Origin of the sequence: Streptococcus sanguinis, from assembly GCF_013343115.1 — a bacterium.
Taxonomy (GTDB): domain Bacteria; phylum Bacillota; class Bacilli; order Lactobacillales; family Streptococcaceae; genus Streptococcus; species Streptococcus sanguinis_H.
Genome location: NZ_CP054570.1, coordinates 1658172 through 1684725, shown reverse-complemented (window position 1 = coordinate 1684725; position 26554 = coordinate 1658172). Strand labels below are relative to the sequence as shown.

23 protein-coding genes are annotated in these 26554 nt (G+C 44.8%); 17 read left to right on the top strand and 6 right to left on the bottom strand.

Annotated features, from left to right (window positions below; all coding sequences use genetic code 11):
- Positions 1 to 12 precede the first annotated feature (12 nt).
- Positions 13 to 912: a glutamate formimidoyltransferase gene (gene ftcD, locus FOC72_RS08075; RefSeq protein WP_002896500.1), complete on the bottom strand. Its 900-nt coding sequence runs from the start codon at positions 910 to 912 to the stop codon at positions 13 to 15.
- 119 nt (positions 913 to 1031) lie between these two features.
- On the bottom strand, positions 1032 to 3062 hold the full coding sequence (gene hutU, locus FOC72_RS08070; RefSeq protein ID WP_002896499.1) for a urocanate hydratase: 2031 nt from the start codon (positions 3060 to 3062) through the stop codon (positions 1032 to 1034).
- A gap of 199 nt (positions 3063 to 3261) precedes the next feature.
- On the opposite strand from hutU, the gene hutI reads away from it, so the two are divergent.
- The 8 genes from hutI to FOC72_RS08030 all read left to right on the top strand — a co-directional run bounded on the left by hutI (position 3262) and on the right by FOC72_RS08030 (position 9089).
- Entirely contained in the window at positions 3262 to 4527 is a 1266-nt protein-coding gene (gene hutI, locus FOC72_RS08065) for an imidazolonepropionase (protein ID WP_002896498.1), read from the top strand.
- Positions 4528 to 4705: 178 nt separating this feature from the next.
- Entirely contained in the window at positions 4706 to 4996 is a 291-nt protein-coding gene (rpsF, locus tag FOC72_RS08060) for a 30S ribosomal protein S6 (RefSeq protein ID WP_002896497.1), read from the top strand.
- An 11-nt stretch (positions 4997 to 5007) separates the two neighbouring features.
- A complete protein-coding gene (locus FOC72_RS08055) occupies positions 5008 to 5502 on the top strand; it encodes a single-stranded DNA-binding protein (protein WP_002896496.1) in 495 nt (164 codons plus the stop codon).
- Between the two features lie 36 nt (positions 5503 to 5538).
- Complete coding sequence (gene rpsR, locus FOC72_RS08050; protein WP_000068664.1) at positions 5539 to 5778, top strand: 30S ribosomal protein S18; 240 nt, start codon at positions 5539 to 5541, stop codon at positions 5776 to 5778.
- A 53-nt stretch (positions 5779 to 5831) separates the two neighbouring features.
- The gene (locus FOC72_RS08045; protein WP_002896495.1) at positions 5832 to 6488 is read left to right on the top strand and encodes a TetR/AcrR family transcriptional regulator; all 657 of its coding nucleotides are present in this window, start codon (positions 5832 to 5834) and stop codon (positions 6486 to 6488) included.
- A gap of 141 nt (positions 6489 to 6629) precedes the next feature.
- The gene (locus FOC72_RS08040) at positions 6630 to 7343 is read left to right on the top strand and encodes an ABC transporter ATP-binding protein (RefSeq protein ID WP_002896494.1); all 714 of its coding nucleotides are present in this window, start codon (positions 6630 to 6632) and stop codon (positions 7341 to 7343) included.
- Positions 7270 to 8880: a hypothetical protein gene (locus FOC72_RS08035; protein WP_050540517.1), complete on the top strand. Its 1611-nt coding sequence runs from the start codon at positions 7270 to 7272 to the stop codon at positions 8878 to 8880. The genes FOC72_RS08040 and FOC72_RS08035 overlap by 74 nt, the downstream gene beginning before the upstream one ends.
- Positions 8880 to 9089: a DUF1648 domain-containing protein gene (locus FOC72_RS08030; RefSeq protein WP_002896491.1), complete on the top strand. Its 210-nt coding sequence runs from the start codon at positions 8880 to 8882 to the stop codon at positions 9087 to 9089. Before FOC72_RS08035 ends, FOC72_RS08030 begins: the two co-directional genes overlap by 1 nt.
- Before the next feature lie 17 nt (positions 9090 to 9106).
- Here FOC72_RS08030 and FOC72_RS08025 read toward each other — a convergent pair whose 3' ends face one another.
- Both FOC72_RS08025 and FOC72_RS08020 read right to left on the bottom strand, forming a co-directional pair.
- Positions 9107 to 9781 (bottom strand): DUF1129 domain-containing protein, encoded by a 675-nt coding sequence (locus tag FOC72_RS08025; RefSeq protein WP_002896490.1) that lies wholly within the window; start codon positions 9779 to 9781, stop codon positions 9107 to 9109.
- 18 nt (positions 9782 to 9799) lie between these two features.
- On the bottom strand, positions 9800 to 10744 hold the full coding sequence (locus FOC72_RS08020; protein ID WP_002896489.1) for a magnesium transporter CorA family protein: 945 nt from the start codon (positions 10742 to 10744) through the stop codon (positions 9800 to 9802).
- Positions 10745 to 10872: 128 nt separating this feature from the next.
- Between FOC72_RS08020 and uvrA the strand changes: the two genes are divergently transcribed.
- The 6 genes from uvrA to FOC72_RS07990 all read left to right on the top strand — a co-directional run bounded on the left by uvrA (position 10873) and on the right by FOC72_RS07990 (position 20302).
- The gene (gene uvrA, locus FOC72_RS08015; protein ID WP_002896488.1) at positions 10873 to 13704 is read left to right on the top strand and encodes an excinuclease ABC subunit UvrA; all 2832 of its coding nucleotides are present in this window, start codon (positions 10873 to 10875) and stop codon (positions 13702 to 13704) included.
- A 153-nt stretch (positions 13705 to 13857) separates the two neighbouring features.
- On the top strand, positions 13858 to 14919 hold the full coding sequence (locus FOC72_RS08010) for a M24 family metallopeptidase (protein WP_002896487.1): 1062 nt from the start codon (positions 13858 to 13860) through the stop codon (positions 14917 to 14919).
- A 61-nt stretch (positions 14920 to 14980) separates the two neighbouring features.
- Positions 14981 to 15541: an elongation factor P gene (gene efp, locus FOC72_RS08005; protein WP_002896485.1), complete on the top strand. Its 561-nt coding sequence runs from the start codon at positions 14981 to 14983 to the stop codon at positions 15539 to 15541.
- Positions 15542 to 15560: 19 nt separating this feature from the next.
- Positions 15561 to 15950, top strand: a complete 390-nt coding sequence (locus tag FOC72_RS08000; protein WP_002896484.1) for an Asp23/Gls24 family envelope stress response protein — start codon at positions 15561 to 15563, stop codon at positions 15948 to 15950.
- Complete coding sequence (nusB, locus tag FOC72_RS07995; RefSeq protein ID WP_002896483.1) at positions 15943 to 16374, top strand: transcription antitermination factor NusB; 432 nt, start codon at positions 15943 to 15945, stop codon at positions 16372 to 16374. Before FOC72_RS08000 ends, nusB begins: the two co-directional genes overlap by 8 nt.
- Positions 16375 to 16603: 229 nt before the next feature.
- Positions 16604 to 20302 carry a pullulanase gene (locus FOC72_RS07990; RefSeq protein ID WP_002896482.1) on the top strand — a complete coding sequence of 1233 codons (3699 nt, stop codon included), beginning with the start codon at positions 16604 to 16606 and terminating at the stop codon, positions 20300 to 20302.
- Between the two features lie 94 nt (positions 20303 to 20396).
- Here the strand turns inward: FOC72_RS07990 and FOC72_RS07985 are convergent, their stop codons facing one another.
- Together FOC72_RS07985 and FOC72_RS07980 are read right to left on the bottom strand one after the other, a co-directional pair.
- Positions 20397 to 21362 (bottom strand): LacI family DNA-binding transcriptional regulator, encoded by a 966-nt coding sequence (locus tag FOC72_RS07985; RefSeq protein ID WP_002896480.1) that lies wholly within the window; start codon positions 21360 to 21362, stop codon positions 20397 to 20399.
- Positions 21343 to 22797: a sucrose-6-phosphate hydrolase gene (locus FOC72_RS07980; RefSeq protein ID WP_002896479.1), complete on the bottom strand. Its 1455-nt coding sequence runs from the start codon at positions 22795 to 22797 to the stop codon at positions 21343 to 21345. Before FOC72_RS07980 ends, FOC72_RS07985 begins: the two co-directional genes overlap by 20 nt.
- A 195-nt stretch (positions 22798 to 22992) precedes the next feature.
- Here FOC72_RS07980 and FOC72_RS07975 point away from each other — a divergent pair, with 195 nt between their 5' ends.
- The 3 genes from FOC72_RS07975 (at position 22993) to FOC72_RS07965 (ending at position 26519) form a co-directional block, all read left to right on the top strand.
- A complete protein-coding gene (locus tag FOC72_RS07975; RefSeq protein ID WP_002896477.1) occupies positions 22993 to 25005 on the top strand; it encodes a sucrose-specific PTS transporter subunit IIBC in 2013 nt (670 codons plus the stop codon).
- A 157-nt stretch (positions 25006 to 25162) separates the two neighbouring features.
- The gene (scrK, locus tag FOC72_RS07970) at positions 25163 to 26062 is read left to right on the top strand and encodes a fructokinase ScrK (RefSeq protein WP_002896476.1); all 900 of its coding nucleotides are present in this window, start codon (positions 25163 to 25165) and stop codon (positions 26060 to 26062) included.
- A gap of 46 nt (positions 26063 to 26108) precedes the next feature.
- Positions 26109 to 26519: a peptide deformylase gene (locus FOC72_RS07965; RefSeq protein ID WP_002896475.1), complete on the top strand. Its 411-nt coding sequence runs from the start codon at positions 26109 to 26111 to the stop codon at positions 26517 to 26519.
- The last annotated feature ends 35 nt before the right edge of the window (positions 26520 to 26554 follow it).

Genomic DNA, 26554 nt, shown 5'->3' with positions numbered 1-26554 from the left:
GTTTCTGTCCTCCTAGCCCAGCAAATGGTTTTCCAGAACTTGCTTGCCGTAGTCAAAGTCTTCGATTTGCAGATAGTATTCTGCTGCGTCAATCAAAGCCTTAGCTGGTGCCAAGCCAATGACTTCTGAGCCGAGGATTCCAACTCCGTAGCGCTTAGCTTCAAAGCGAACAGTTTCAAAAACACGATAGAGTGGGAATTTTTCCAGATTGACCATGTTGATAGAAACCTGAGCAATGTTGCGGTCTTCCAGCATAACGCCAATCGCTTTACAGTATTTGTAGCCACCGCTTGATCCACGGATGATTTTGGCAATATTGTTGGCAATTTCCAGATTGTCTGTATCCAAGTTGATATTGTAGGCGATGAGTGGCATTCTGGCACCAACAGCAGTAACACCAGCAGTTGGGTGAATCTTTCTTTCACCATAGTCAGGAGCCCAGTCAGGTTCCAAGAGTTTTTCAGGCATGCCTTCAAATTGTCCTTTACGAACCTTAGCCAAGTTCTTACGCTCAGGACGAGTCGCTGCATCTTCATAGAGGAAGATAGGGATACCGAGCTCACGATTGATTCGCTCAGATACTGTCTTCGCAATTTCTACGCATTCCTCACTTGTGATGTCCTTGATAGGTACAAAAGGCAGGACATCAGTTGCGCCCATACGAGGGTGTTCACCTTGGTGCTTGGTCAAGTCAATATTTTCAGAAGCGTATTTAACCAAACGGAAAGCAACTTCCTGAATATTTTGGTCATCACCGACCAAAGTAAAGACGCTGCGGTTGTGGCTGGCATCAGAAGAGTGGTCCAAAAGTGTTACGCCTGGCACGCTCTTAGCTACTTCAACTAGACCGTCAATAACCGCTTGATTGCGGCCTTCAGAAAAGTTAGGAATACATTCAACAATTTTTGTCATAAGATATTACCTCGTGATATCAATAATTTTAATTTATAATATGAACTTAATAAAGCAGAACCTCCTCCTGAGCCAGATTGATACCCAGCTCAGGCCGGAAGTTGGGAGACAAGTTTTTCCTATTCGAACAACTTCTTAACAGATTCTTTGACCAAATCTTCATCAGTTAAGTACGGAATAGTGATGTGGTCTGTGCCTTCATGGAGACGGTTGTACTCGATAGCTGTTTCGATAGCATGCTCATTGCGAGCCCAGTTCCGACGTGCAACTCCGCCGATCGTATCCCAAGCGATAGCAGATTTGATGATTTCATCGATGCGTTCGCTGCCGTCCAGTACCAAGCCAAAACCACCGTTGATCGCTTTACCGATACCAGTTCCACCACCGTTGTGGAGAGCTACCAGACTCATACCACGAGCGGCATTACCAGCGTAACATTGCACAGCCATGTCGCAAGTAACATTTGAACCATCCTTGATATTGGAAGTTTCGCGGAATGGAGAGTCAGTACCAGATACGTCGTGGTGGTCACGGCCGATCATGACAGGACCAATCTTTCCTTCGCGGACTAATTCATTGAACTTGAGGGCGATATTGACGCGTCCCATACAGTCTTGGTAGAGGATCCGAGCCTGAGTTCCAACAACCAACTGGTTCTTTTCTGCATCGCGGATCCAGTTGTAGTTGTCACGGTCTTGGTAGCGACGGTTAGGATCAATCACTTCCATAGCTGCATGGTCAGTAGCAACTAGATCTTCATGCTTACCGCTCAGACATACCCAACGGAAAGGACCGTAACCATAGTCAAAGAGCATTGGGCCCATGATATCTTCTACATAAGATGGCCAGATAAAGCCGTCTTTGTCGTCAAAGCCATTCTTAGAAATTTCCTTGATGCCAGAGTCATAGACTGCCTTCATAAAGGCATTACCGTAGTCAAAGAAGTAGGTGCCGTTGCTAGTCAGGGTCTTGATTGCCTTGAAGTGACGTTCCAATGTTTGGTCAACCAGCTTAGCAAAGCTTTCCTTGTCTTCAGCCAAGAGGCGAGTCCGCTCTTCAAAGCTGATACCAGCTGGACAGTAGCCGCCGTCATAGACATTATGGCAAGAAGTTTGGTCAGACAGCAAATCAACATGGATGTTATTCTCGTTGACATATTCCAAGAGATCTACAATGTTACCATGATAGGCGATAGAAGTGGATTCGCCAGCTTCCAGAGCTTTTTGAGCTAGCTCGATTGCTTCTTTTGGACTTTCGGCTAATTGGCTAATCCAGCCTTGGGAATGACGAGTTTCAATCCGAGATTGGTCTACTTCAGCTACGATTGCCACAGCTTTAGCAATTTCGGCCGCTTTCCCTTGAGCTCCACTCATGCCGCCCAGACCAGAAGAGATGAAGAGTTTGCCAGTCAGGTCGCCATCATCAGCTACACCCAGTTTCAAGCGCCCAGCATTGAGGAGGGTGTTGAAAGTACCATGGACGATACCTTGAGGGCCGATGTACATCCAGCCGCCAGCTGTCATTTGACCATAGTTGGTCACGCCCATTTCTTCCGCAATTTCCCAGTCCTTCATATTGTCATATTCACCGACCAAGAGGCCGTTGGTGATGATAACACGAGGTGCTTCTGGTTTGGACTTGAAGAGTCCGAGTGGGTGGCCAGATTCTACGACCAAGGTTTGATGGTCGGTCATGATTTCCAAGTATTTCTTGATCAGGTTGTACTGCATCCAGTTAGCGCAGACAGATCCAGTTTCTCCGTAGGTAACCAATTCATATGGATAAAGGGCGATTTCAAAGCTCAGGTTGTTGTCAATCATGACCTGCATAGCTTTGGCTGCAGTACAGTTCCCTTTGTACTCGTCAATTGGTTTGCCGTAGATGCGTTCTTTTGGACGCCAGCGGTAGCCATAAATCCGTCCGCGAGTCTTCAGTTCTTCTAAGAATTCTGGAATTACTTCCTCATGGAATCTCTTTGGAATATAGCGAAGGGCATTTTTAAGAGCAATTTCGGTTTGAGCTTGAGTCAAACGGAAGCCCCGGTCAGGTGCTCGGCGGATGCCTTCTTGGAAAACTGTTTTTTCAGGCAGTACATCGTCTAATTTGACGGTCATTGCTGCTGCAATTTCATTTTCACTAAAGTATGACATGGAAAATCCTCCTTTTAGTCAAGTGTAAAATATCTTTCTCTTACATTCTATAAGATTCCCGTCCATAAAGAGTCAAGAAAATGATAAAAACAGTAAAAAAAGTGGGGCTCCTATCTTTTACAAGCTTTTGACTATAATTTGACGATAGTGTATTATGATGAAAAGCAAATATGTCGGAAAATGAAATGGAGGAACAAGCATGACTGCTGATTTACTATTAACTCACTTTAATCAAGTCTTCTGTCCCAAGGATCTCGGTCATCCACTTTTTGGTGAGGAGATGAAGGAAGCTCAGGTCTTGGAGGACGGCTACATTGCAGTCAAAGACGGCAAAATCCTAGCAGTCGGCAGCGGAGAGCCGGATGCCAGTCTGGTCGGACCAGATACTAAGATTCAGTCTTATGAAGGCAAGATTGCCACACCTGGCTTGATTGACTGCCACACTCACTTAGTCTACGGTGGCAGCCGGGAGCATGAATTTGCTAAGAAATTAGCTGGTGTCCCTTATCTGGAAATTCTTGCCCAAGGCGGTGGTATTCTCAGTACGGTTCGGGCGACACGAGAAGCTTCTTTTGACACTCTCTATGATAAGTCCAAGAGGCTGCTAGACTATATGCTGCTGCATGGGGTGACAACAGTTGAGGCCAAAAGTGGCTATGGTTTGGACTGGGAAACAGAGAAGCGCCAGCTGGATGTCGTTGGAGCTCTGGACCGTGACCACGAGATTGATCTCGTTTCGACCTTTATGGCTGCCCACGCCGTTCCACCAGAATACAAGGGACGCTCTCAGGAATATCTGGAGCTTATCGTCGAGGAAATGCTGCCTCGGGTAAAAGCAGAAAATCTAGCTGAGTTTTGTGATATTTTCTGTGAAAAAGGCGTCTTTACAGCTGACGAGTCACGCTACTTGCTTTCTAAGGCTAAGGAAATGGGCTTCAAGCTTCGTATCCATGCTGATGAAATCGAATCTATCGGCGGGGTGGATGTAGCGGCTGAACTGGGAGCAACGAGTGCAGAGCACTTGATGGTAGCGACCGATGAGGGCATTCGCAAGATGGCAGAAGCCAAGGTTATCGGTAATCTCCTGCCAGCAACTACCTTCAGTCTGATGGAAGATACCTATGCACCAGCCCGCAAGATGCTGGAAGCTGGTATGGCTATTACCCTGACCACCGACAGCAATCCAGGCTCTTGTCCAACAGCTAACCTGCAGTTCGTCATGCAGTTGGGCTGCTTTATGATGCGCCTGACACCAGTAGAAGTCCTTAACGCTGTAACCATCAATGCGGCCTATTCAGTTAACCGTCAAGATAAGATTGGCAGCTTTGATACTGGTAAGCAGGCGGACATTACCATCCTAGACGCTAAGAACATTGACTATCCACTTTATTTCTTTGCGACCAATCTGACCCATCAGGTCTACAAGGCTGGAAAACTAGTTGTCGATCAAGGTAGAATTGTCTAGGCTTTCTAAAAACGAATCGTATTTTTCGGACTCTCTCTGGTGACAGGGAGAGTTTTCTTTATATCAAAACTTTCCCTTGCCATTCTGCTGGAAGTCTGCTATAATAGTTATTTGTGAGCAAACCTCACTTACCCCTTGCAAAGTCTTGGGGTCATTAGACCAAAAGGAGGAAAAATCAATGGCTAAATACGAAATTCTTTATATTATTCGTCCAAACATTGAAGAAGAAGCTAAAAACGCTTTGGTAGCACGCTTTGACTCTATCTTGACTGACAATGGTGCAACTGTTGTTGAATCAAAAGACTGGGAAAAACGTCGTCTTGCATACGAAATCCAAGATTTCCGTGAAGGACTTTACCACATCGTTAACGTTGAAGCAAACGACGATGCAGCTCTTAAAGAGTTTGACCGTCTTTCAAAAATCAACGCTGACATTCTTCGTCACATGATCGTCAAACTTGACGCTTAAGAAGGTAGACTATGATTAATAACGTTGTACTGGTGGGTCGTATGACCCGTGATGCCGAGCTTCGCTATACTCCGCAGAATCAAGCGGTCGCAACATTTACTCTGGCTGTCAATCGCAACTTTAAAAATCAAAGTGGCGAGCGAGAAGCAGACTTTATCAATGTTGTCATCTGGCGTCAGCAGGCAGAAAATCTTGCAAATTGGGCTAAAAAAGGAGCCCTGATCGGAATTACAGGCCGTATTCAAACGCGTAACTACGAGAACCAGCAAGGCCAGCGTGTCTATGTCACAGAAGTTGTTGCGGACAATTTCCAACTTTTGGAAAGCCGCTCTAATCGTGAAGGTCAGTCATCTGGCGGTTACGGTGGAAACAGCTTCGGCGGCAGCTCTGCTCCAAGTTATGGCAGTGCAGACTCGTCTAACCAAGTACCGAACTTTTCTCGTGATGAGAGCCCATTTGGAAATTCTAACCCAATGGATATCTCAGACGACGATTTACCTTTCTAAGGACCGAATCTAACTATAATATAAAGGAGAAAACACATGGCTCAACAACGTCGTGGCGGATTCAAACGCCGTAAAAAAGTTGATTACATCGCAGCGAACAAAATTGAATATGTTGATTACAAAGATACTGAGCTTCTTAGCCGTTTCGTTTCAGAACGTGGGAAAATCCTTCCTCGTCGTGTAACAGGAACTTCAGCTAAAAACCAACGTAAAGTAACAACAGCTATCAAACGCGCTCGCGTAATGGCTTTGATGCCTTTCGTAAATGAAGACTAATTAAATTGACAGCAGGCTCTAGCTTGCTGTTTTTTTATTTTATCATTGACAAAATGTCAGTTAAGTGCTATACTGACCACAAGGAGGCAGAAATCATGCGTGATGTCAAGGAAGTAGAGGTGCGGCGGGCAGAGATTATGTCTGCAGCCTTGCAGCTCTTTGCCCAAAAAGGCTATCTAAAGACTAGAACTCAAGATATTATTGATAAGCTTGGAATTTCTCGAGGCCTGCTTTACTATCATTTTAAGGATAAGGAAGATATTCTTTATTGTCTGATTGAAAAGAACTCTGAGCCCTTGCTGAGAAAGCTCGAAACAATCAGCTATCAGCCAAATGTCGGAGCCAAAGAAAAAATCAGAACTTTTATTGAGGCAACCCTTATCCCAGAGGAAAGCAGAACACAGGAAAATCAAGTCTTGCAGGAAACAGTCAATTTAGAAACGAATCGCTATGTCTTGGATCGCTTTTATCATAGACTCTGTGAGCGGATGATTGTTTTCTTCACTCATATCTTGGAGAAAGGTCAGAAATCTGGAGATTTTCATTTGAAATATCCGCATGAGACAGCTTCTTTTCTCATGACTGCCTACGTATTTGTGTCCAATGATATCAAGATGAGTCAGGAAAAACCAGAAACTTTGCAGGATTATCTCACCAGCTTCCAGGCAATCCTAGAAAGAAGCTTAGGATTAGAAGAATCTATTTTTTAGAATAATCGGCAGTTTTCTGCCTTTTATTTAGAGACTGCACTGACAAAATGTCAGTTCGAATCTTCAATCTTTTAATCCTGATATTTAAAAAATTTTACGCCAACACTGACAAGATGTCAGTTTAAATAAAAGGAGAAATTCATGTTAAAAATAGAACATTTAACAAAAGTATATAGCAACGGTAAAAAGGCAGTGGATGATCTTAGTCTGGTGGTGGAGCCTGGAGATATTTATGGCTTCATCGGCGCCAATGGAGCAGGTAAGACATCCACCATTAAGTCCATTGTGGGGATTCATGATTTTGATAAAGGAGAGATTTATATCTGTGGGCACTCTATCAGGAAGGAGCCCTTGCTTTGTAAGAAAAAGATGGCGTTTCTGCCGGATAACCCAGATCTTTATAAAAATCTGACAGCAAGGCAGTTTTTGGATTTTGTAGCAGACGTTTATAGGGTTTCTATGGAAAAGAGGCAAGCAGCTATAGAAAAGTATTCTAAAATGTTTGAGCTGGATACGTCTTTGGATCAGTTGGTATCGGCTTATTCACATGGGATGAAGCAGCGATTGGCACTAATAGCGGCTCTCTCACATGAGCCAGAACTATTGATTTTAGATGAACCTTTTGTCGGTTTAGATCCGAAAGGCGCATATTATTTTAAGCAGATCATGAGAGAGCTAGCTAGTCAAGGGCATGCGATTTTCTTTTCTACTCACGTTTTAGAGGTTGCGGAAGAACTCTGCAATAAGGTGGCAATTCTGCAAAAGGGACGTTTAGTGGCTAATGGAAGGACCTCTGAAGTTAAGGGGACATCCAGTTTGGAACAAGTATTTATGGAGTTACAGGATGATGACTAATATTCTTTTGCTTTTAAAAGTACAATTATACAGCACATTTTCGCTTAATGATTTAAGGAAAGGACGAGGGTTGGGCAAGTATTTTAAGCTTGGCCTGCTCTTCTTGCTTGTTTTTCTATTTTCAGGCTATAACCTTTTGACGGCTTTGAGTTTAGTCAAGTTGGGGCAGGCAAATTTGATTCCAGCCTATATGATTGCCTTGGTTAGTTTTATTATTTTCTTTTTTAGTCTGATGCAGTCAAATGGTATCTTGTTTGACCAAGAGGAACTTGACAGGCTCATTGTATTGCCGCTCAGTATTAGAGAAATCGTCTATGAGAAATATGCTTTTCTTTATCTTTTGAACAGTGTGTTTTCCGTCCTTCTCATGCTTCCAGCAGGCCTCGTTTGGTTTGGCTATGGTGCGTCCTTGTTGGAGTTGCTTCTTTATCTGCTTTTAATGGGATTTGTTCCTCTTTTACCTCTCTGTTTAGCTTCTTTGCTCGGCTTGTGCGTAGCCTATTTGGCCTCAAAGACCCCTCATAAAAATCTAGTTGCCTTCCTTTTTTCTCTCCTCTTGCTTTTGGGGCTGGCAACAGGTAGTATGTGGGCTATGAGAGCTGGAATGTCAGCGGAAAATGTTAGTCTCTTGCTTACCAAGCAGCTGGCTTCTCTCTATCCTCCGGCAAGCTTATTTTTTAACCCTCAGCATTTTTTGTGGGCAAGTCTTCTGTTGATGTTTATATCGTTTGCGCTGACAGGACTTTTTCTAAGGTATTTAAGTAGAAATTATTTAAAAATGAATCAGATGATAACAGGGGTGAAGTCAGAAAGCAAAGTCTATAGAAGCAGGCAGAAGTCTCCCTTTATGGCTCTTTATAGGAGAGAAATTGCGAATTTTATGAGTTCCTATCTTTATATGCTCAATAGTGGACTGGGAACTATTTTAATCATCGTTTTAGCCATCTCGCTTTGTTTTATGAGCCCTGATGCCCTCTTTTCTTCGATAGGACTCAGGAATAGCCGAGAATTTTTACCCCTATTACTGGCTGGATGTCTTAGTATTTCCAATCCTGCAGCTGTCAGTATTTCCTTAGAGGGGGAAGAGATTTGGCTGCTTCAGACATTCCCGGTTTCTATGAGGCAGATAATAATGGCGAAGCTGGCCTTGACGGTGTCCTTACACTTCACAGCCTTGCTGCTTGGCTTGCCTGTTCTGGTTTGGCATTTCTCGCTAGGAGGCTTGCAAGTAGTGGATTTGGTCCTTATTTCACTGGCTTATTCTCTATTTACAGCTCTCCAAGGACTTGTGGTTAATTTTCATTATCCTAAGTTCATCTGGGACAATGAAATGATTGTTATTAAGCAAAGTTTTGCGGCTATCTTGTCTGGAGGGATAAGCATCTTGGTTCTTGTGTTCCCTATTTGCTTTTCCTTGCTCTTTGGTATGGACTTGGAGATATCGCTGCGAATCTCAGCTCTTGGACTTTTGCTTTTGGCAGTTGTCCTTTATAGGCATTTAATAAAACAAGGATATTTTAAGGAGGTCCATGGCTAATGAAAAAGAAAGATTTATTCGTTTTGTTTCTCTTAGCAGTAACCTTATTTCTGCTTATCTGCCTGCTGCCAGAGCAGGTTCCCATTCATTTTAACAGCGCAGGAAAGGCGGACATTGTTGTCAATCGCTTTTGGTTGATTCTCGGTTTGCCCATTCCCTACTCTCTTTATTGGAAATATTTTCGAAGCAAATCAAAAAGAGGTCACTGACCTCTTTTTGTGTGATATTAATATCTCGTCGGTCCCATAGTCGCACTCTTGATGTTGAAGCGCTTTTTGAGATAGAAGCGAAGGGCTAGAGTGATAGCGCCGACAATAGCAACTACGACATTGGACAGGCGGGGATTGAGGAATTCAGGCAGGAGGCTGGTTAAGACGATGGACATGCTCCATAGGAGAATAGCCGCTGCCATGGTAAGGATAGACTTGAGCAGCTTAGGGCGCTGGCTGCGGTCCTTATCTGGTCCGTAGAAACGGTAGATAAAGTGGTAGAGGGCATAGAAAGAAAGGCCGCCGACGATGCTTCCGAGTACGAGAGTCGTCAGTCCATAGACAGATGGCTGAGAGGAAGCCAGATTGACGATTGAGGTCAGGAGGGTAAAGAAACCAAAGATAAAGAGGACAGAGTCCAGCATCATCCATTTAGGATCGTCATTTTCTTTTGGATGTTCGGCATCATAGCGCTCTTTTGCGGTCAGAGAAGCTGCCCAAGTAGTTGGGGCTCCGTAGAGGCCGCGGGCAGTGATTCCCTTGGCTTGATTTTCCAGGATTTCCGGCAGAATGCCTTCTAAGATAGTCTGGATTTCCTGATCGGATTTGCCGTCTTGTAGGAGTTGGTTAGTCGCGATATGGATAAATTCTTTGTTTTTTTTGCTGAGTTTGTCGAGGGATACTTGTGACATAGGCGTTCTTTCTAAAGGTTAAAATAGTTTTTTGTGCATGAGATAGGCCATGACCGAAGCACTCATGGCAAAGGCGATGAACATGATAATCCAGAAGGCATGTGGTTCACCGTTGAGAGGAAGTTCGTTATTTTTGAAGTTCATCCCATAGGCCGAGAAAATCATGGTCGGGATAGACATGACGATGGTCACCAGAGCCAAGGCTTTCATGATATTGTTCTGGTTATTAGAAATGATAGAGGCAAAGGTCTCTGTCATACTGTGGAGGATGTTGCCGTAGATATCAGCCATCTCAATGGCCTGCTGGGTCTCAATCAAGGTATCTTCCAGCAAGTCCTCGTCTTCTAGGTATTTCTTGATATTGCTAGTGGAGCTGGTCAGCTTCTTAATCACGCGCTCATTTGTCTTAAGAGAGGCCTTGAAATAGACGATGGTCTTTTCCAACTCCATGAGCTCAATCAGTTCTTCATTTCGTGTGGACTTGTGCAGTTGGCTTTCAATCTGCTCACTCTTACGGTCAATGGAGCGCAGGGCTGTCAGATATAGCTCGGCATTGTGGTAGAGAATCTGAAAGATAAAACGTGACTTCATAAAAGTATAGAAGTTACGCAAGCGCCGGTGGATGAAGATATCCAGCAGAGGTAATTTTTCCAAACAAGTGGTAATAATCGCCTCTTCCGTGATGATAATACCAAGGGGAATCGTGACATAGTAAGTCTGGTTATTCCGCTCCTCAGTGATGGGCACGTCAACGATGATCAGTGTGTACTCATCTTCGATGGTGACCCGAGACATTTCTTCCGCATCAAGCGGCGCTCGCAGGTCAGTGATGTCAATGCCAAAGGCGTTGGCGATTTCGATTGATTCGCTCTGGGAAGGATTGACAAGATTGATCCAAGTGCCTGATTCGAGCGCATCAATCTCTTTGAATTCTGTCGTAGTAGATAAAAAGACTTGCTTCATGATCTTTTTCCTTCCCAGAGTGTTTTTTGCATACCGTACTATTATACTACAAATTCGGGCTTTTGGGGCAAAAGTTTGCAGAAAAATTTGTTATAATGGAGAAGGTTTATAAGTGAAACGAGGTCAAGATGCAAGATAAAATTGTGATTCATGGAGCGCGAGCTCATAATTTAAAAAATATTGATGTAGAAATTCCACGGGACAAGCTAGTTGTGGTGACCGGTCTGTCCGGTTCGGGTAAGTCCAGCCTAGCTTTTGATACCCTCTATGCTGAAGGGCAACGTCGTTATGTAGAAAGTCTGTCGGCCTATGCTCGGCAGTTTTTGGGCAATATGGAAAAGCCGGATGTGGACTCGATTGATGGTCTCAGTCCAGCTATTTCCATCGACCAGAAGACGACCAGCAAAAATCCGCGCTCAACAGTGGGAACAGCTACCGAAATCAATGACTACCTGCGTCTGCTCTATGCTCGTGTTGGGACGCCATACTGTATCAACGGTCATGGAGCTATTACGGCTTCGTCTGTCGAGCAGATTGTTGACAAGGTTTTAGAATTGCCAGAGCGTCAGCGGCTGCAGATTTTAGCGCCGGTCATTCGTAAGAAAAAGGGCCAGCATAAGACCGTTTTTGATAAGATTCAGAAGGACGGCTATGTCCGTGTGCGCGTGGATGGAGATATTTACGATGTGACGGAAGTGCCAGAGCTTTCTAAGAGCAAGCAACATGATATTGAGGTCGTAGTAGACAGAATTGTCATCAAGGAAGGGGTGCGCAGCCGCCTCTTTGACTCGGTCGAAGCGGCTCTGCGGATTGCTGAGGGCTATGTGGTGATTGATACCATGGACGGTCAAGAGCTGCTCTTTTCTGAGCATTATGCCTGCCCAGTTTGCGGCTTTACAGTGCCGGAGTTAGAGCCACGACTCTTTTCTTTTAATGCGCCCTTTGGCTCCTGCCCGGACTGTGATGGTCTGGGGGTTAAGCTGGAGGTGGATCTAGATGTCGTTGTGCCAGAAGCTGGCAAGACCTTGCGCGAAGGAGCACTAGCGCCTTGGAATCCCATCTCCTCCAACTACTATCCGCAGATGCTGGAGCAGGCGATGGCTGCCTTTGGCATTGATATGGACAAGCCATTTGAGGAGCTGACGGAGGAAGAAAAGCAGTTGATTTTCTTTGGCTCAGATGGGCGGGAGTTCCATTTCCACTATGAAAATGAGTTTGGCGGCGTGCGCGATATTGATATTCCTTTTGAGGGGGTTGTCACCAATATCAACCGTCGCTACCATGAGACCAATAGTGATTTTACTCGGACGCAGATGCGGGCTTACATGAATGAGCTGACTTGTGCAGCTTGTCATGGTTATCGACTTAGCTCTCAGGCCTTGTCTGTCAAGGTTGGTGGCGAAGACGGCTTGCATATCGGTGAGATTTCAGACTTGTCCATTGCAGATCATCTGGTCCAGTTAGACAAGCTTAGCTTGACTGACAATGAAGCTACTATTGCTCGGCCTATTCTCAAAGAAATTCATGACCGTTTGACCTTCCTTAATAATGTTGGTCTTAATTACCTGACTTTGTCTCGCTCGGCTGGGACTCTATCAGGAGGCGAGAGCCAGCGGATTCGTCTGGCGACTCAGATTGGTTCCAATCTAAGTGGCGTCCTCTATATCCTGGACGAGCCCTCTATTGGCTTGCACCAGCGTGACAATGACCGCCTGATTGCCAGCCTCAAGAAGATGCGCGACCTGGGCAATACCCTCATCGTGGTTGAGCACGATGAGGACACCATGCGGGAGGCTGACTGGCTGATTGACGTGGGACCAGGAGCTGGTGTTTTCGGAGGTGAAATCGTTGCAGCGGGCACTCCTGCACAAGTGGCCAAGAGCAAGAAATCTATCACTGGCCAATACCTGTCAGGTAAGCGCGAAATCCCAGTGCCATTGGACCGCCGTGTAGGCAATGGCCGCTTTATCGAAGTGACAGGTGCTCAGGAAAATAACCTGCAGAATATCACGGCCAGATTCCCCTTGGGCAAATTTATCGCTGTGACGGGAGTTTCTGGATCCGGTAAGTCAACGCTGGTCAATTCTATCCTTAAAAAGGCCATCGCCCAAAAACTCAACCGCAACTCTGCTAAGCCAGGTAAGTTCAAGAAAATTAGCGGTATTGAGCATGTGGACAGACTGATTGATATCGATCAAAGTCCGATTGGCCGGACACCACGCTCTAATCCGGCTACTTATACTGGAGTTTTTGACGATATTCGCGATCTGTTTGCCAAGACCAATGAAGCCAAGATTCGCGGCTATAAAAAGGGCCGTTTCAGCTTTAACGTCAAGGGTGGCCGCTGTGAGGCTTGCTCGGGTGATGGAATTATCAAGATTGAGATGCACTTCCTGCCTGACGTCTATGTGGCCTGTGAGGTCTGCCACGGCACCCGCTATAATAGCGAAACTCTAGAGGTTCACTACAAGGAGAAGAATATAGCTCAGGTTCTGGACATGACGGTCAATGATGCGGTAGAGTTCTTCCAGTATATTCCCAAGATTGCCCGCAAACTCCAGACCATCAAGGATGTGGGGCTAGGCTATGTGACTCTAGGGCAGCCAGCCACAACTTTGTCAGGTGGTGAAGCCCAGCGGATGAAACTGGCCAGCGAACTTCACAAGCGCTCGACTGGTAAGTCCTTCTATATCTTGGATGAGCCGACCACGGGTCTGCATTCTGAAGATATTGCCAAGCTCCTTCAAGTGCTATCACGCTTTGTGGACGATGGCAATACAGTCCTCGTTATCGAGCACAATCTGGATGTTATCAAGACGGCCGACCATATTATCGATTTGGGACCAGAAGGCGGTGTCGGTGGGGGTACGATTATTGCGACGGGTACACCGGAAGAAGTCGCAGCTAGTCCAGCCAGCTATACCGGCCAGTACTTGAAAGGCAAGCTGCGTGTGAAATAATACATCAAATCCCTGTTAGATATTAAAAACAGGGATTTTTCGTGTCAGAGAATGCTCGTTGGATTCTAAGTCCTAGATACGGTTTGTCAAAAAAATGTCCTATTTGACTGGTTTTTTGATATAATAAGTTTAGTTATTTCACGGAGGTGGCTCATGTTATCAAGAGTTGAGAAGTTTGAAGCAGCATTAGTTCAGACAGACTGCGATGCTGTTTTAGTAACCAATCTAAAAAATATTTACTATCTGACTGGTTTCAGCGGGACAGAAGCGACGGTTTTCATCAGTAAAAAGCGCCGAATTTTCCTGACGGATGCGCGCTATACACTGATTGCTAAGGGAGTAGTCCAAGGTTTTGATATTGTCGAAACGCGCGACGCGATTGGGGAGATTGTCAAGATTATTGCGGATGACAAGCTGCAAAAAATCGGTTTTGACGACGAGATTTCCTATGCCTACTTCAAAATGCTGGAAAGTGCCTTCTCAGCCTACGAGCTGGTTCCCATGACAGCCTTTATTGAAAATCTACGCATGATTAAAGATGAGCAAGAAATCGCGACCATTCGCAAGGCCTGTCAGATTTCGGATCAAGCTTTCCTAGATGTGCTGGATTTTATCAAGCCTGGTGAGACGACTGAGCTGGCTGTTATGAACTTTTTAGATGCCCGTATGCGCCAGCTAGGTGCTTCAGGTGCCTCTTTTGACTTCATCATCGCTTCGGGTTACCGCTCTGCTATGCCGCATGGTGTGGCTAGTGACAAGGTCATTCAAAAAGGGGAAACCCTGACCATGGACTTTGGCTGCTACTACAATCACTATGTCAGTGATATGACGCGGACTGTTCATGTGGGGCAGGTGACGGATGAGGAGCGGCAGATTTATGATATTGTCCTGCGCAGCAATCAAGCCCTGATAGAAGCAGCCAAGGCTGGGCTTAGCCGAATTGATTTTGACCGGATTCCGCGTCAGATTATTAACGATGCTGGCTACGGTCCTTACTTTAGCCACGGGATTGGCCACGGTATCGGCCTGGACATCCATGAGATTCCTTACTTCGGCAAGTCAGAAGAGCCGATTGAGGCCGGCATGGTCCTGACTGATGAGCCTGGTATTTATCTGGACGGCAAATACGGCGTCCGTATTGAAGATGATCTCCTCATCACAGAAACAGGCTGCGAAGTCCTAACTCTTGCGCCGAAAGAGTTGATTGTTATTTGAGAATTATCAGGCTTTATGATAGAATAAGTAGAAATATAATTTTAAAAAGAGGTAATATAGAATGATTGAAGCAAGTAAGCTGAAAGCTGGAATGACCTTCGAAACAGCTGATGGAAAACTCATCCGAGTTTTGGAAGCGAGCCACCACAAACCAGGTAAGGGAAATACGATTATGCGTATGAAATTGCGTGACGTTCGTACTGGTTCTACATTTGACACAAGCTACCGCCCAGAAGAAAAATTTGAACAAGCCATTATTGAAACTGTTCCAGCTCAATACTTGTACCAAATGGATGACACTGCTTATTTCATGAATACTGAGACTTACGATCAATATGAAATTCCAGTAGTCAATGTAGAAGAAGAATTGAAATTCATCCTTGAAAACTCTGATGTGAAAATCCAGTTCTACGGAACAGAAGTGATTGGTGTGACAGTACCGACAACAGTTGAATTGGTCGTGACAGATACTCAGCCGTCTATCAAGGGAGCTACTGTTACCGGATCTGGTAAGCCAGCGACACTTGAGACAGGTCTTGTTGTCAACGTACCAGACTTCATCGAAGTTGGACAAAAATTAATCATCAATACTGCAGAAGGAACTTACGTTTCTCGCGCATAATATAGAAGAGGTAATAACTATGGCAGCTGAACAATTAGGTGAAATCGTCATTGCGCCACGTGTTTTGGAAAAAATCATTGCCATTGCAACGGCAAAGGTAGAAGGTGTTTATTCCTTCGCAAATAAGAGTATGTCAGACAGTCTTTCTATGCGCTCACTCGGTCGCGGAGTATCGCTCCATACTGATGAGACAGGTGATGTGACTGTAGACATCTATCTGTATTTGGAATACGGTGTCAGCGTTCCAACTGTTGCAGTAGCAATCCAGAAGGCTGTAAAAAGTGCTGTTTTTGACATGGCTGAGGTAGAGCTGTCTGCTGTCAATATCCATGTGGCAGGCATTGTTCCAGAAAAGGCACCGAAGCCAGATTTGAAAGATCTATTTGATGAGGACTTCCTCAATGACTGATATACTGTTGGAATCCAGAAGAGGTCTGCGCCAGCGGGCTTTTCAGGCCCTGATGAGCCTAGAGTATGAAGGGGAACTTGTAGAAGCTTGTCGCTTTGCTTATTCTTATGATAAGGACGAAGAGGCAGACAAAGCGGCGGAAGCTGATATTCCAGCTTTTCTGCTCAATCTGGTCTCTGGTGTGGTCCAGTCCAAGGACGACTTGGATAAGAAAATTGCCCAGCATCTCAAAAAGGGCTGGACAGTGGATCGTCTGACGCTAGTAGAGAAAAATATCCTGCGTCTGGGTATCTTTGAGATTACAGAGTTTGACACACCACAGTTGGTAGCAGTCAACGAAGCCATTGAGCTTTCCAAGCAATTCTCTGACGAAAAGTCCAGTAAGTTCATTAATGGGATTTTGAGTCAATTTATCGTTGAATAAAATGAAGGTCGAGACAAGTGTCTTGGCCTTTTTGCTTATTAATTGTTGTTTTAATCGCAAATAGCTTATCCTTATCAAATCATCAAAATCCGCTCAGAGAGCATGAAGTATCTGAGTGAAAAAACTCTTCTTGAAAGCCTTTACAAGTTTAAAAAGAATCGGTATAATAAATACAGAAAACGTTTGCATAGATGTTCTCTATAAGAAAAAATAAAGGAGTTTTCTGTTTATGAAAAATAACGATCACCTACAGTCTCGGATGGGCGAAAAGCGTCATTATTTTGGCATCCGTCGTTTAAAAGTAGGAGTAGCATCTGTTGTCATTGCCTCAGGTTTCCTACTGGGAAATGCCCAATTAGTCCGAGCGGATGAGACGAGCACAGCTACCAGCCCAGCAACAGAAGCAGTCTCTGATATAAATGCGGCAGCCCAACCTAAGTCAGCAGATGAAGAAAAAACTGGAGAGGCAGGTAGTTCAGGAGCGGGAGCCACAGAGCAGGCTGCTCCAACTGGTGTGCTAGCAGATCAAGCTCCAGCTAGTGCAGTTTCAGAAGCAGCTGGTCAAGAAGCTGCAAATCCAATTGAAAAAGACAAGCAAGAACCAGTTAGTCAGCCGCAGGCTTCGGCGAAAGACGCTATCGAAGAGGGCAATATTCGCTTTCATTTCAAAACCCTGCCTTCACAAAATCTAGACAGCTTGGGCCTGTGGACTTGGGATGATGTTGAGACGCCTTCTAGCCAAAAGGGAGCTTGGCCGACCGGAGCGACTAGCTTTGCGACTGCTAAAGAAGATGACTACGGCTATTATCTTGATGTCAAGATGGCTGAGAAAAGAAGCAAGATCAGCCTTCTCATCAATAATACAGCAGGGCAAAATATTACAGGTGACAAGACAGTTGAGCTCCTCAGTCCTCAGATGAATGAGGTTTGGTTTGACACAGACTATCAACCTCATACTTACGAGCCTTTGAAAAAAGGGATGGTTCGAATCAACTACTATCGTACGGATGGCCAGTATGATAAGAAGTCGCTCTGGCTCTGGGGAGATGTCCAAAACCCGAGCAAGAATTGGCCTGACGGAGTGGATTTTGAAAATACTGGGAAATATGGTCGCTATGTAGATGTTCCCTTGAAAGATGCTGCTAAGATGATTGGCTTTTTGCTTTTAGACGAAAGCAAATCAGGAGATGATGTGAAGATTCAGAATCAGGATTATAATTTCACGGATTTGGAGAAAAACAGTCAAATTTTCTTGCGTGATACAGATCCGACAGTTTATACCAACCCTTACTTTGTCAATGATATTCGTATGACGGCAGCCCAGCATATTGGCTTGACCGAGATTGAGGCCAGCTTTTCTACCTTAGAAAATGCCAAAAAAGAGGATATTTTAAAGAACTTAAGGATTACGGACAAAGATGGCAATGAAGTCGTTGTTAAAGATGTGGTTCTGGATCCTAAGACCAAAAGTGCCAAATTCATTGGTGATTTTAACCAAGCTCAGTCACCTTATCTTATCAAATACGGTAATGATCAATTCAAAACCAGCATGAACTGGCAACTGAAGGACAGCCTTTACAAGTATGATGGTGATTTGGGAGCACGTGTTTCTCAAGCGGGCAAACAAGTGGATCTAACCTTCTGGTCACCAAGTGCGGACCAAGTTGATTTGGTGGTCTATGACAAAGAAGATCGGAATAAGGTTGTTGGACGCATAGCTATGCAGAAAGGTGAGTCTGGCACATGGACGAGCAGGTTGACGCCTGAGAGCGGTCTGGGGATTTCAGACTATCGAGGGTATTTCTATCATTATGAAATTACTCGCGGTGGTAAAAAAGTTCTTGTACTGGATCCCTATGCCAAGTCTTTAGCGGCTTGGAACAGTGAAGATGCGGATAAGGGGGATGCCTACAAGATTGCCAAGGCAGCCTTTGTAGATCCAAGTGAATACGGACCGAAAGACCTGACCTATGCTACTATTCCGAACTTCAAGAAGCGGGAAGATGCCTTGATTTATGAGGCACACGTTCGTGATTTCACCTCTGATCCAGCTATCTCAAAGGATTTGAAATCTCAATTTGGAACCTTCTCAGCTTTCATTGAGAAATTGGATTATTTGAAAGACTTGGGAGTGACCCACGTTCAGCTCTTGCCAGTTCTAAGTTATTACTTTGTAAATGAGTTGAAAAATGCTGAGCGCATGGACAAGTACGCTTCCAGCAACAGCAACTATAACTGGGGCTATGATCCGCAAAACTACTTCTCGCTGACAGGTATGTACTCCAGCGCGCCGACAGATCCAGCCAAGCGTATTGAGGAATTTAAAAACCTTGTCAACGAAATTCATAAGCGTGGCATGGGCGTTATCATGGATGTGGTCTATAATCATACGGCTAAGACCTCTATCTTTGAGGATTTGGAGCCCAATTACTACCACTTTATGGATGCGGATGGTACACCGAGATCCAGCTTTGGCGGCGGCCGCTTGGGTACTACTCACTATATGAGCAGACGGGTCTTGGTTGATTCGATCAAGTACCTGACAGAGCAGTACAAGGTAGATGGCTTCCGCTTTGATATGATGGGGGACCACGATGCTGAGTCCATCCAAAAAGCCTTTGAAGAAGCCAAGAAGCTGAATCCAAATCTCATTATGCTGGGTGAGGGCTGGAAGACCTATACAGGTGATGAAAATAAAGCTGTCCAGCCTGCTGACCAATCTTGGATGAAGTCAACAGACACGGTAGCGGTCTTCTCAGATGATATTCGCAATACCTTGAAATCAGGTTATCCAAATGAGGGGACACCAGCCTTCATCACTGGTGGCAAACGCAGTGTGGATAATGTCTTCAAAAACATCAAGGCGCAGCCAACCAATTTTGAGGCGGATAGCCCAGGGGATGTGATCCAATACATCGCAGCCCATGATAATCTGACGCTCTTTGATATCATTGCCCAGTCGATCAAGAAAGATCCGGCAGTGGCTGCCAATAATCAAGAGATTCATCGCCGCCTGCGTCTGGGAAATCTGATGATTCTGACTTCGCAAGGAACACCATTTATCCACTCTGGTCAAGAGTACGGTCGGACCAAGCAATTCCGCGATCCTGCCTATAAATATCCTGTCTCAGAAGACAAGGTTCCAAACAAAGCGCATTTGTTGACCAATGAGGATGGCACGCCGTTTGACTATCCGTATTTCATTCATGATTCTTATGATTCGAGCGACGCGGTCAATCATTTTGACTGGACCAAGGCGACTGATTCAGAGAAGTTCCCTGAAAATGCCAAGAGTCGGACCTATATGAAAGGCTTGATTGCCTTGCGGAAATCAACGGATGCCTTTACCCGCAGTTCCAAAGATGAAGTGGAGCAAAATGTGACCCTCATCACCCAGCCTGGCAAGGATGGTGTTGAGAAAGAAGACCTCGTGCTCGGTTACCAAGTGGTTGCGTCGAATGGCGATATTTATGCTATCTTTGTCAATGCAGACACCAAGGAACGACAATTCAACTTTGGTGAAGCCTACAAGCATCTGGCAGGTGCAGAAGTTGTGGCAGATGGCAATACCGCAGGAGTGACAGCCATTTCTGATCTTGCAGGTGTCACCAGAAACGGCAATGGTTTAGCCTTAGCTCCGCTGACAGCGACTATTTTGCGACTTCGAAAAGTGAACCCAGCTCAGGAAGAAAAATCCCAAGCTCCAGTAGCTCAAGAAGAGCAGCTGTCTGCATCTTCTGTAGCCAACGCTCAGCCTCCGGCTTTATCCTTGGATGGGCAAAAAACTCAGGCTTCAGAAGTAAAAGAAGTGGCTAGCCAAACAGAAAAAGCCTTGCCAAAAACTGGAACAAGTACTTCCCTGCTGGCACTTTTAGGTGGCTTCCTTGCTTTCTTGGCCGGTCTGTTAACCTTTAGAAAGAAAGAGTAGTAATTTGATTAATGCCCTGTGAGAAATTTTTAGACTATGGCTAATAAAGACGACTTCCAATAATGGAGGTCGTCTTTCCTTGTTTGTATAAGTTTTAAACACTCTTACCGGGCAAGAGGCTGACTGGCAGGAAATAGCCAGTTGTTTGGACTTCTTGGCCGGCAATTTTTTTGAGGAGTAGGTCTACAGAGAGACGGGCGATATCTTTCAGTGGCTGTTTGATCGTTGCTAGCTGTGGGTAGTAGTTCTCTACAAAGTAGGTGCCGTCGTAGCCGATGATTTTCAAATCTTTGGGAATCTGGATGTCTAGCTCCTGAGCGACTTTCATAATTAAGATGGCTGTCAAATCATCTGAAGCAAAAATAGCATTGGGCTTAGTTTGACTCAGGATTTGCTTGATTTCCATTTCCTTTCGGACGGGTGAAAAATCACTGGATACATTGATAATCGGTGCGTCTGGCAGGACGGAAGCAAAGCCAGCATGGCGCAGGCCGGTTGGTGAGTTGGAATTGTCATTACCAGTAATCATGATGATGTTTTGAGCTCCAGCCTTGACCAAGGTCTGAGCCGCTAGCACTCCGCCACCATAGTTGTCTGAGGAAACAACTGGGATATCCGGCGAGAGATTGCGGTCAAAGGCAATGATAGGCGCGGTCACGCGATTGTAGTCCTCGATGCCTAGATTGTGGCTGCCAGATATGATGCCGTCCACCTGATTGGCTTCCAGCATCTCAAGGTATTCGCGTTCCTTATCAGAGTCATGCTCACTATTGCAGATGATGGTTTTATAGCCCTGTTTAAAGAGCTCATGCTCCAGCTTGTCAATCAATTCTGCATAAAAGACATTGCTGATATTAGGGAAAATGAGTCCAATTAGCTTGGCTGATTTTCCTTGGAGGCTGCGCGCCAGATTGTTGGGCTTGTAGGCCAACTCTCGCATGGCTGCCTCAACCTTGGAAATCGTTTTGTCGGACAAGTAGCCTTTTCTGTTGATGACGCGGGAAACAGTTGTGGGGCTTACTCCTGCAAGTTTTGCTACGTCAGTTAGCTTTGCGACCATAATCTAATTCATAGTAAGTACCGGTTGGATTGCCCTTGGTAATAGCAATACCTGTCTGGTCTTCTCTCGGGAAGACGCGGCCGGAAAATACTTTCTCTCCTTTATTGATGAAAATTTCAAAAATTGATTTATCGATGAAGATAGTAGCACTTGTGGCTTCTTTGTCAATATCACAGCTTCGGCTGGTTCCAAAGTCTAGAGCAAATGGCTCACCTGCCTGACTGCGGTCAACGATCACTTTCCCTGCCTTGAGGTCGAAGTTGATGCGTAGTCCCTTGCCATCCTTGTCTGCAAAGAGGACGATTTCATGCTCGGTGTCTGCAGTGAGATTCAGATCTAGTTCGTAGCTGTTCTTGCTTTCTGCCAAAGCAGCGAAAGGCTGTTCCTCTGCTCGCAAATTCTTGATAGCAGGCACTGGGTACTGGTAGAGCTTGCCATCTTTTAGACTTAATTCCTTGACGAGAGAGAAGGCCCCTTGATGGTCGAAGCGGTCAGATGGGTATTCTACATCAGGCAAGCCTAGCCAGCTGACAGCGAGTGCACGACCGTCAGGTGCGTTAAAAGCTTGGGTCGCGTAGCAGTCGAAGCCGTAGTCCAGATTTTGGATAGGGCTAGGATCAATCATAGCAACTTTGTTTGTGTCAAACGATTGACCTATTTTATACATGTTTGGATAAATATTGCCATAATCCTGTACATCCTTAGACAAACCTTGAGGGCAATAGAGCAGGACTGGTTGGTCGTTGATAAAGACTAGATTAGGACACTCCATCATATAGGCTGTCTTGTCGTTGGCGAAGTCCAAATTGCCGACGACTTCCCAGTTGGTATAGTCGTTATCAACAGCCTTGTAAAGCTTGACATAGCCTTGCTTATCTAGGTTTTGTCCGCCGACAATAGCATAGAATTGCCCTTTGTAGTTGAAAATCTGCGGATCGCGGAAGTGGTCGGTCGCTTCAGTAGGCTGCTCAATCAAGACCTTGTCAATTTTTTTGAGATTGCCTGATTTATCTAACAAGGCACCGATTTGATAAGGATGACGCACCCAGTTTTCATCACGAACATTGCCAGTATAGAAGAGAAAGAGCTTGTCATCAAACTGCATGGCAGAGCCAGAATAGGCGCCGTGGCTGTCTAGAGCAGTATCTGGCAGCACTCGAAGACCAGTTTCCGTGAAGTGAACTAGGTCGTCACTTTCCATCTGGACCCAGCACTTGAGACCGTGAGCTGCTCCGAAAGGAAAGTTTTGGTAGAAAACCACCCACTTGCCGTCAAAATAAGAAAAGCCATTGGGGTCATTGAGCAGACCTGTTTGAGGCTCTACATGGTAATTAGCCCGCCAAGGAGATTTAGCGATATTGTCTTTGATGTGCTGTAGCTCTTCCTGAGTCCAGTCTTCATAGCGTTTGTAGCGTTTTTCAGTCGTCCAAGCCAATCTTTTATCCTCCGAATCATATTATTTCTTATTACTATAGTAAACGTTTTCCGATGAAAAATCAACATTTAACAGTGAAAAAATATTTTTTCTGCAAAACGCTTGACATATTTTTGAATCATGGTAAAATAATATTCGTAAAGGCGATAAAATCGCTTTCAAAAGTTAAAAATATTTATAAGGAGATTTTTGCAAATGGATAATACTGAAATTGCAAAAAAAGTCATCGAAGCCCTTGGCGGACGTGAGAATGTCAACAGTGTGGCTCACTGTGCGACTCGCTTGCGCGTGATGGTTAAAGATGAAGGTAAAATCGACAAAAATACTGTCGAAAATCTGGAAAAAGTTCAGGGTGCCTTCTTTAACTCAGGCCAGTACCAGATTATCTTTGGTACCGGTACGGTTAATAAAATCTATGACGAAGTTGTAGCCTTAGGATTGCCAACTTCATCAAAAGATGACATGAAAGCAGAAGCTGCTAAGCAAGGGAATTGGTTCCAACGCGCCATCCGTACATTTGGTGATGTATTTGTACCAATTCTTCCAGCTATTGTTGCGACAGGACTTTTCATGGGAGTTCGTGGAGCAATTGCTCAGGATCAAGTTTTAGCTTTGTTTGGTACTACTGCGGATGCTTTCAAAGCAACTGACTTCTATACTTATACAGTAGTCTTAACTGATACTGCCTTTGCTTTCTTCCCTGCTTTGATTTGCTGGTCGGCTTTTAGAGTTTTTGGCGGAAACCCAATCATTGGTTTGGTTCTTGGTCTAATGATGGTTAACTCAGCACTTCCAAATGCTTGGGAGGTAGCTGGTCAGGCTACTAAATTTGCTGTTGATCCTTCTAAGGACATTTTAGACAAAATTGCTAATATGGATGTTCTAGGAAGTTTGAAATTTACCAGCGAAGTTACAGCAACAAAAGTTCACCCAATTTACTTCTTTGGTTTTATTCCAGTAGTTGGCTACCAAAACTCTGTGCTTCCAGCCTTCTTTGTAGGTTTGTTTGGTGCAAAATTTGAAAAATGGCTGCACAAGAAAATTCCAGATGTTTTGGATCTTCTTCTTGTTCCATTCCTTACTTTCCTTGTCATGTCTATTCTGGGACTCTTTGTGATTGGTCCAGTTTTCCACATTGTAGAGTCATATGTTTTAAATGGAACAGAGTTCCTTCTTAGCCTTCCGTTTGGTCTTGCTGGATTGATTATCGGTGCTGTGCATCAGCTGATTGTCGTAACTGGTGTTCATCACATCTTCAACTTACTAGAATCTCAGTTGGTATCTCAAACTGGGAAAGATCCATTTAATGCGATTATCACTGCTGCTATGACAGCTCAAGCTGGTGCGACTTTGGCTGTAGCTGTGAAGACAAAATCTAAAAAACTCAAGGCTCTTGCCTTCCCAGCAGCACTTTCTGCAGGATTGGGTATTACTGAGCCAGCTATCTTCGGGGTTAACTTGCGCTTTGTTAAACCTTTTGTAATTGGACTGGGTGCTGGTGCCGTTGGTGGTTGGTTAGCTTCTATTATGGGGCTTGCAGGTACAAGTTTCGGTATCACAATTATTCCAGGTACTCTCCTTTACCTGAATGGTCAATTGTTGCAATATATCTTTATGGTTGTTTTGACAACTGGTTTGAGTTTTGTTCTGACTTATATGTTTGGTTACAAAGACGAAGAAACTGTTGAAGAAAAAGCTGAAACTGAAAAACTGGCCGAAGAAGAAACAACTGGTAATGTGCCAGCTTCCCTCCAAGACGAAACAATTATTTCTCCAATTGTTGGTCAGGCAGTAGCTTTGAGCGATGTTGATGATCCTGTTTTCTCTAGCGGAGCGATGGGACGAGGAATTGCTATCAAGCCTAGCGAAGGTGTGGTTTATGCTCCGGCTGATGCTGAAGTGACGATTGCATTCGCGACTGGCCATGCTTATGGTTTGAAGACAACTAATGGTGCTGAAATTCTGATTCACGTCGGAATCGACACAGTATCTATGGGCGGCGAAGGCTTTGACCAAAAGGTTGCTCAAGGTGACAAGGTCAAAGCTGGCGATGTTCTGGGAACATTTGAAGCTGAGAAAATTGCAGCCGCTGGTCTGGATGATACGACTATGGTCATCGTTACCAACACAGCTGACTACGCTTCTGTGACTCCAGTAGCGGAAGGAGCTCTTGCTAAAGGCGACGCAATTATCGAAGTGAAAGCCTAATGGAATTTAGAAAACGAACAAAAGTTGATTTGTTCGTTTTTTCTAATAACGTAAGTCTATCTATAAGAGTGTTCCAAAGAAAGTTTTTGGCAAGAAGTCTGCAAGAGATATGCTATAATGAATAGAGTAGAAATCAAATGTTAAAAGAGGATTTATAATGACAAAATTGTATGGAAGTTTGGAAGCGGGCGGCACTAAGTTTGTCTGTGCTGTGGGCGATGAACGGTTTGAAGTTGTTGAAAAGACACAGTTTCCAACGACCACGCCTATTGAAACCCTAGACAAGACGATTGAGTTCTTTTCTCGTTTTGATAATCTAGCTGGGCTGGCTGTTGGATCTTTTGGGCCGATTGATATTGATCCCAACTCAAAGACTTACGGCTTTATCACGACTACGCCTAAGCCACACTGGGCTAATGTGGACATTGTTGGAGCTCTGCGCCGTGCTCTCAATGTGCCTATTTACTTCACGACGGATGTTAATAGTTCAGCTTATGGTGAAGTAGTAGCCCGCAATAATGCTGGTGGCCGTATTGAAAATCTGGTCTATTATACGATTGGGACAGGAATCGGTGCTGGTGCTATCCAGCGAGGCGAATTTGTAGGGGGGACAGGTCACCCAGAGATGGGGCATTATTATGTAGCTAAGCACCCTATGGATGTGGAAAAAGAGTTCAATGGCGTTTGTCCTTTCCATAATGGCTGTTTGGAAGGATTGGCGGCTGGGCCAAGTTTAGAGGCGCGGACTGGAGTTCGTGGGGAAAACATTAAACTCAATAGTTCAGTTTGGGATATTCAAGCTTACTATATCGCTCAGGCGGCTATTCAGGCGACAGTGACTTTCCGTCCAGATGTCATCGTCTTTGGTGGCGGGGTTATGGCTCAGCAGCACATGCTGGATCGGGTTCGTGAGAAATTTACAGTTCTTCTGAATGGTTATTTACCGGTTCCTGATGTCCGTGACTATATCGTGACACCGGCTGTGGCTGGAAATGGCTCCGCAACGCTGGGCAACTTTGTACTGGCTAAAGAAGTTAGTGAACGTTACGCAAAATAAGCTTATAGGGTCTGATTTATCAGGCCCTTCTCTATGAGGAAAAACAATGGAAAAAGCAATTGTCAAAGATATTTTCTTCCTGCGGCAACCATCAGAGCAAGCAAGTAGAGAAGACCTTTATCTGGCTCAAGACTTGCAGGATACTCTGCAGGCCAATCGAGAAAATTGTATAGGGCTCGCAGCCAATATGGTTGGCGTGCGTAAGCGAGTCATTATCTTTCTATATGGCTTGGTGCCAGTAGTCATGTTTAATCCGGTGCTGCGCTCTAAATCAGGGCCTTATCAGACAGAAGAGGGCTGCTTGTCCTTGACTGGAAGCCGTCCTACCCAACGTTATCAGGAAATCACAGTCGATTATCTGGACAAAAATTGGCAGCAGCAGACTATGACTTTGAAAGGCCTGCCTGCCCAAATCTGCCAGCACGAATTGGATCATTTGGAAGGAATCTTGATTTAAGAAAGTAATTCAGCATGGGAAAGGCTGAATTTTTT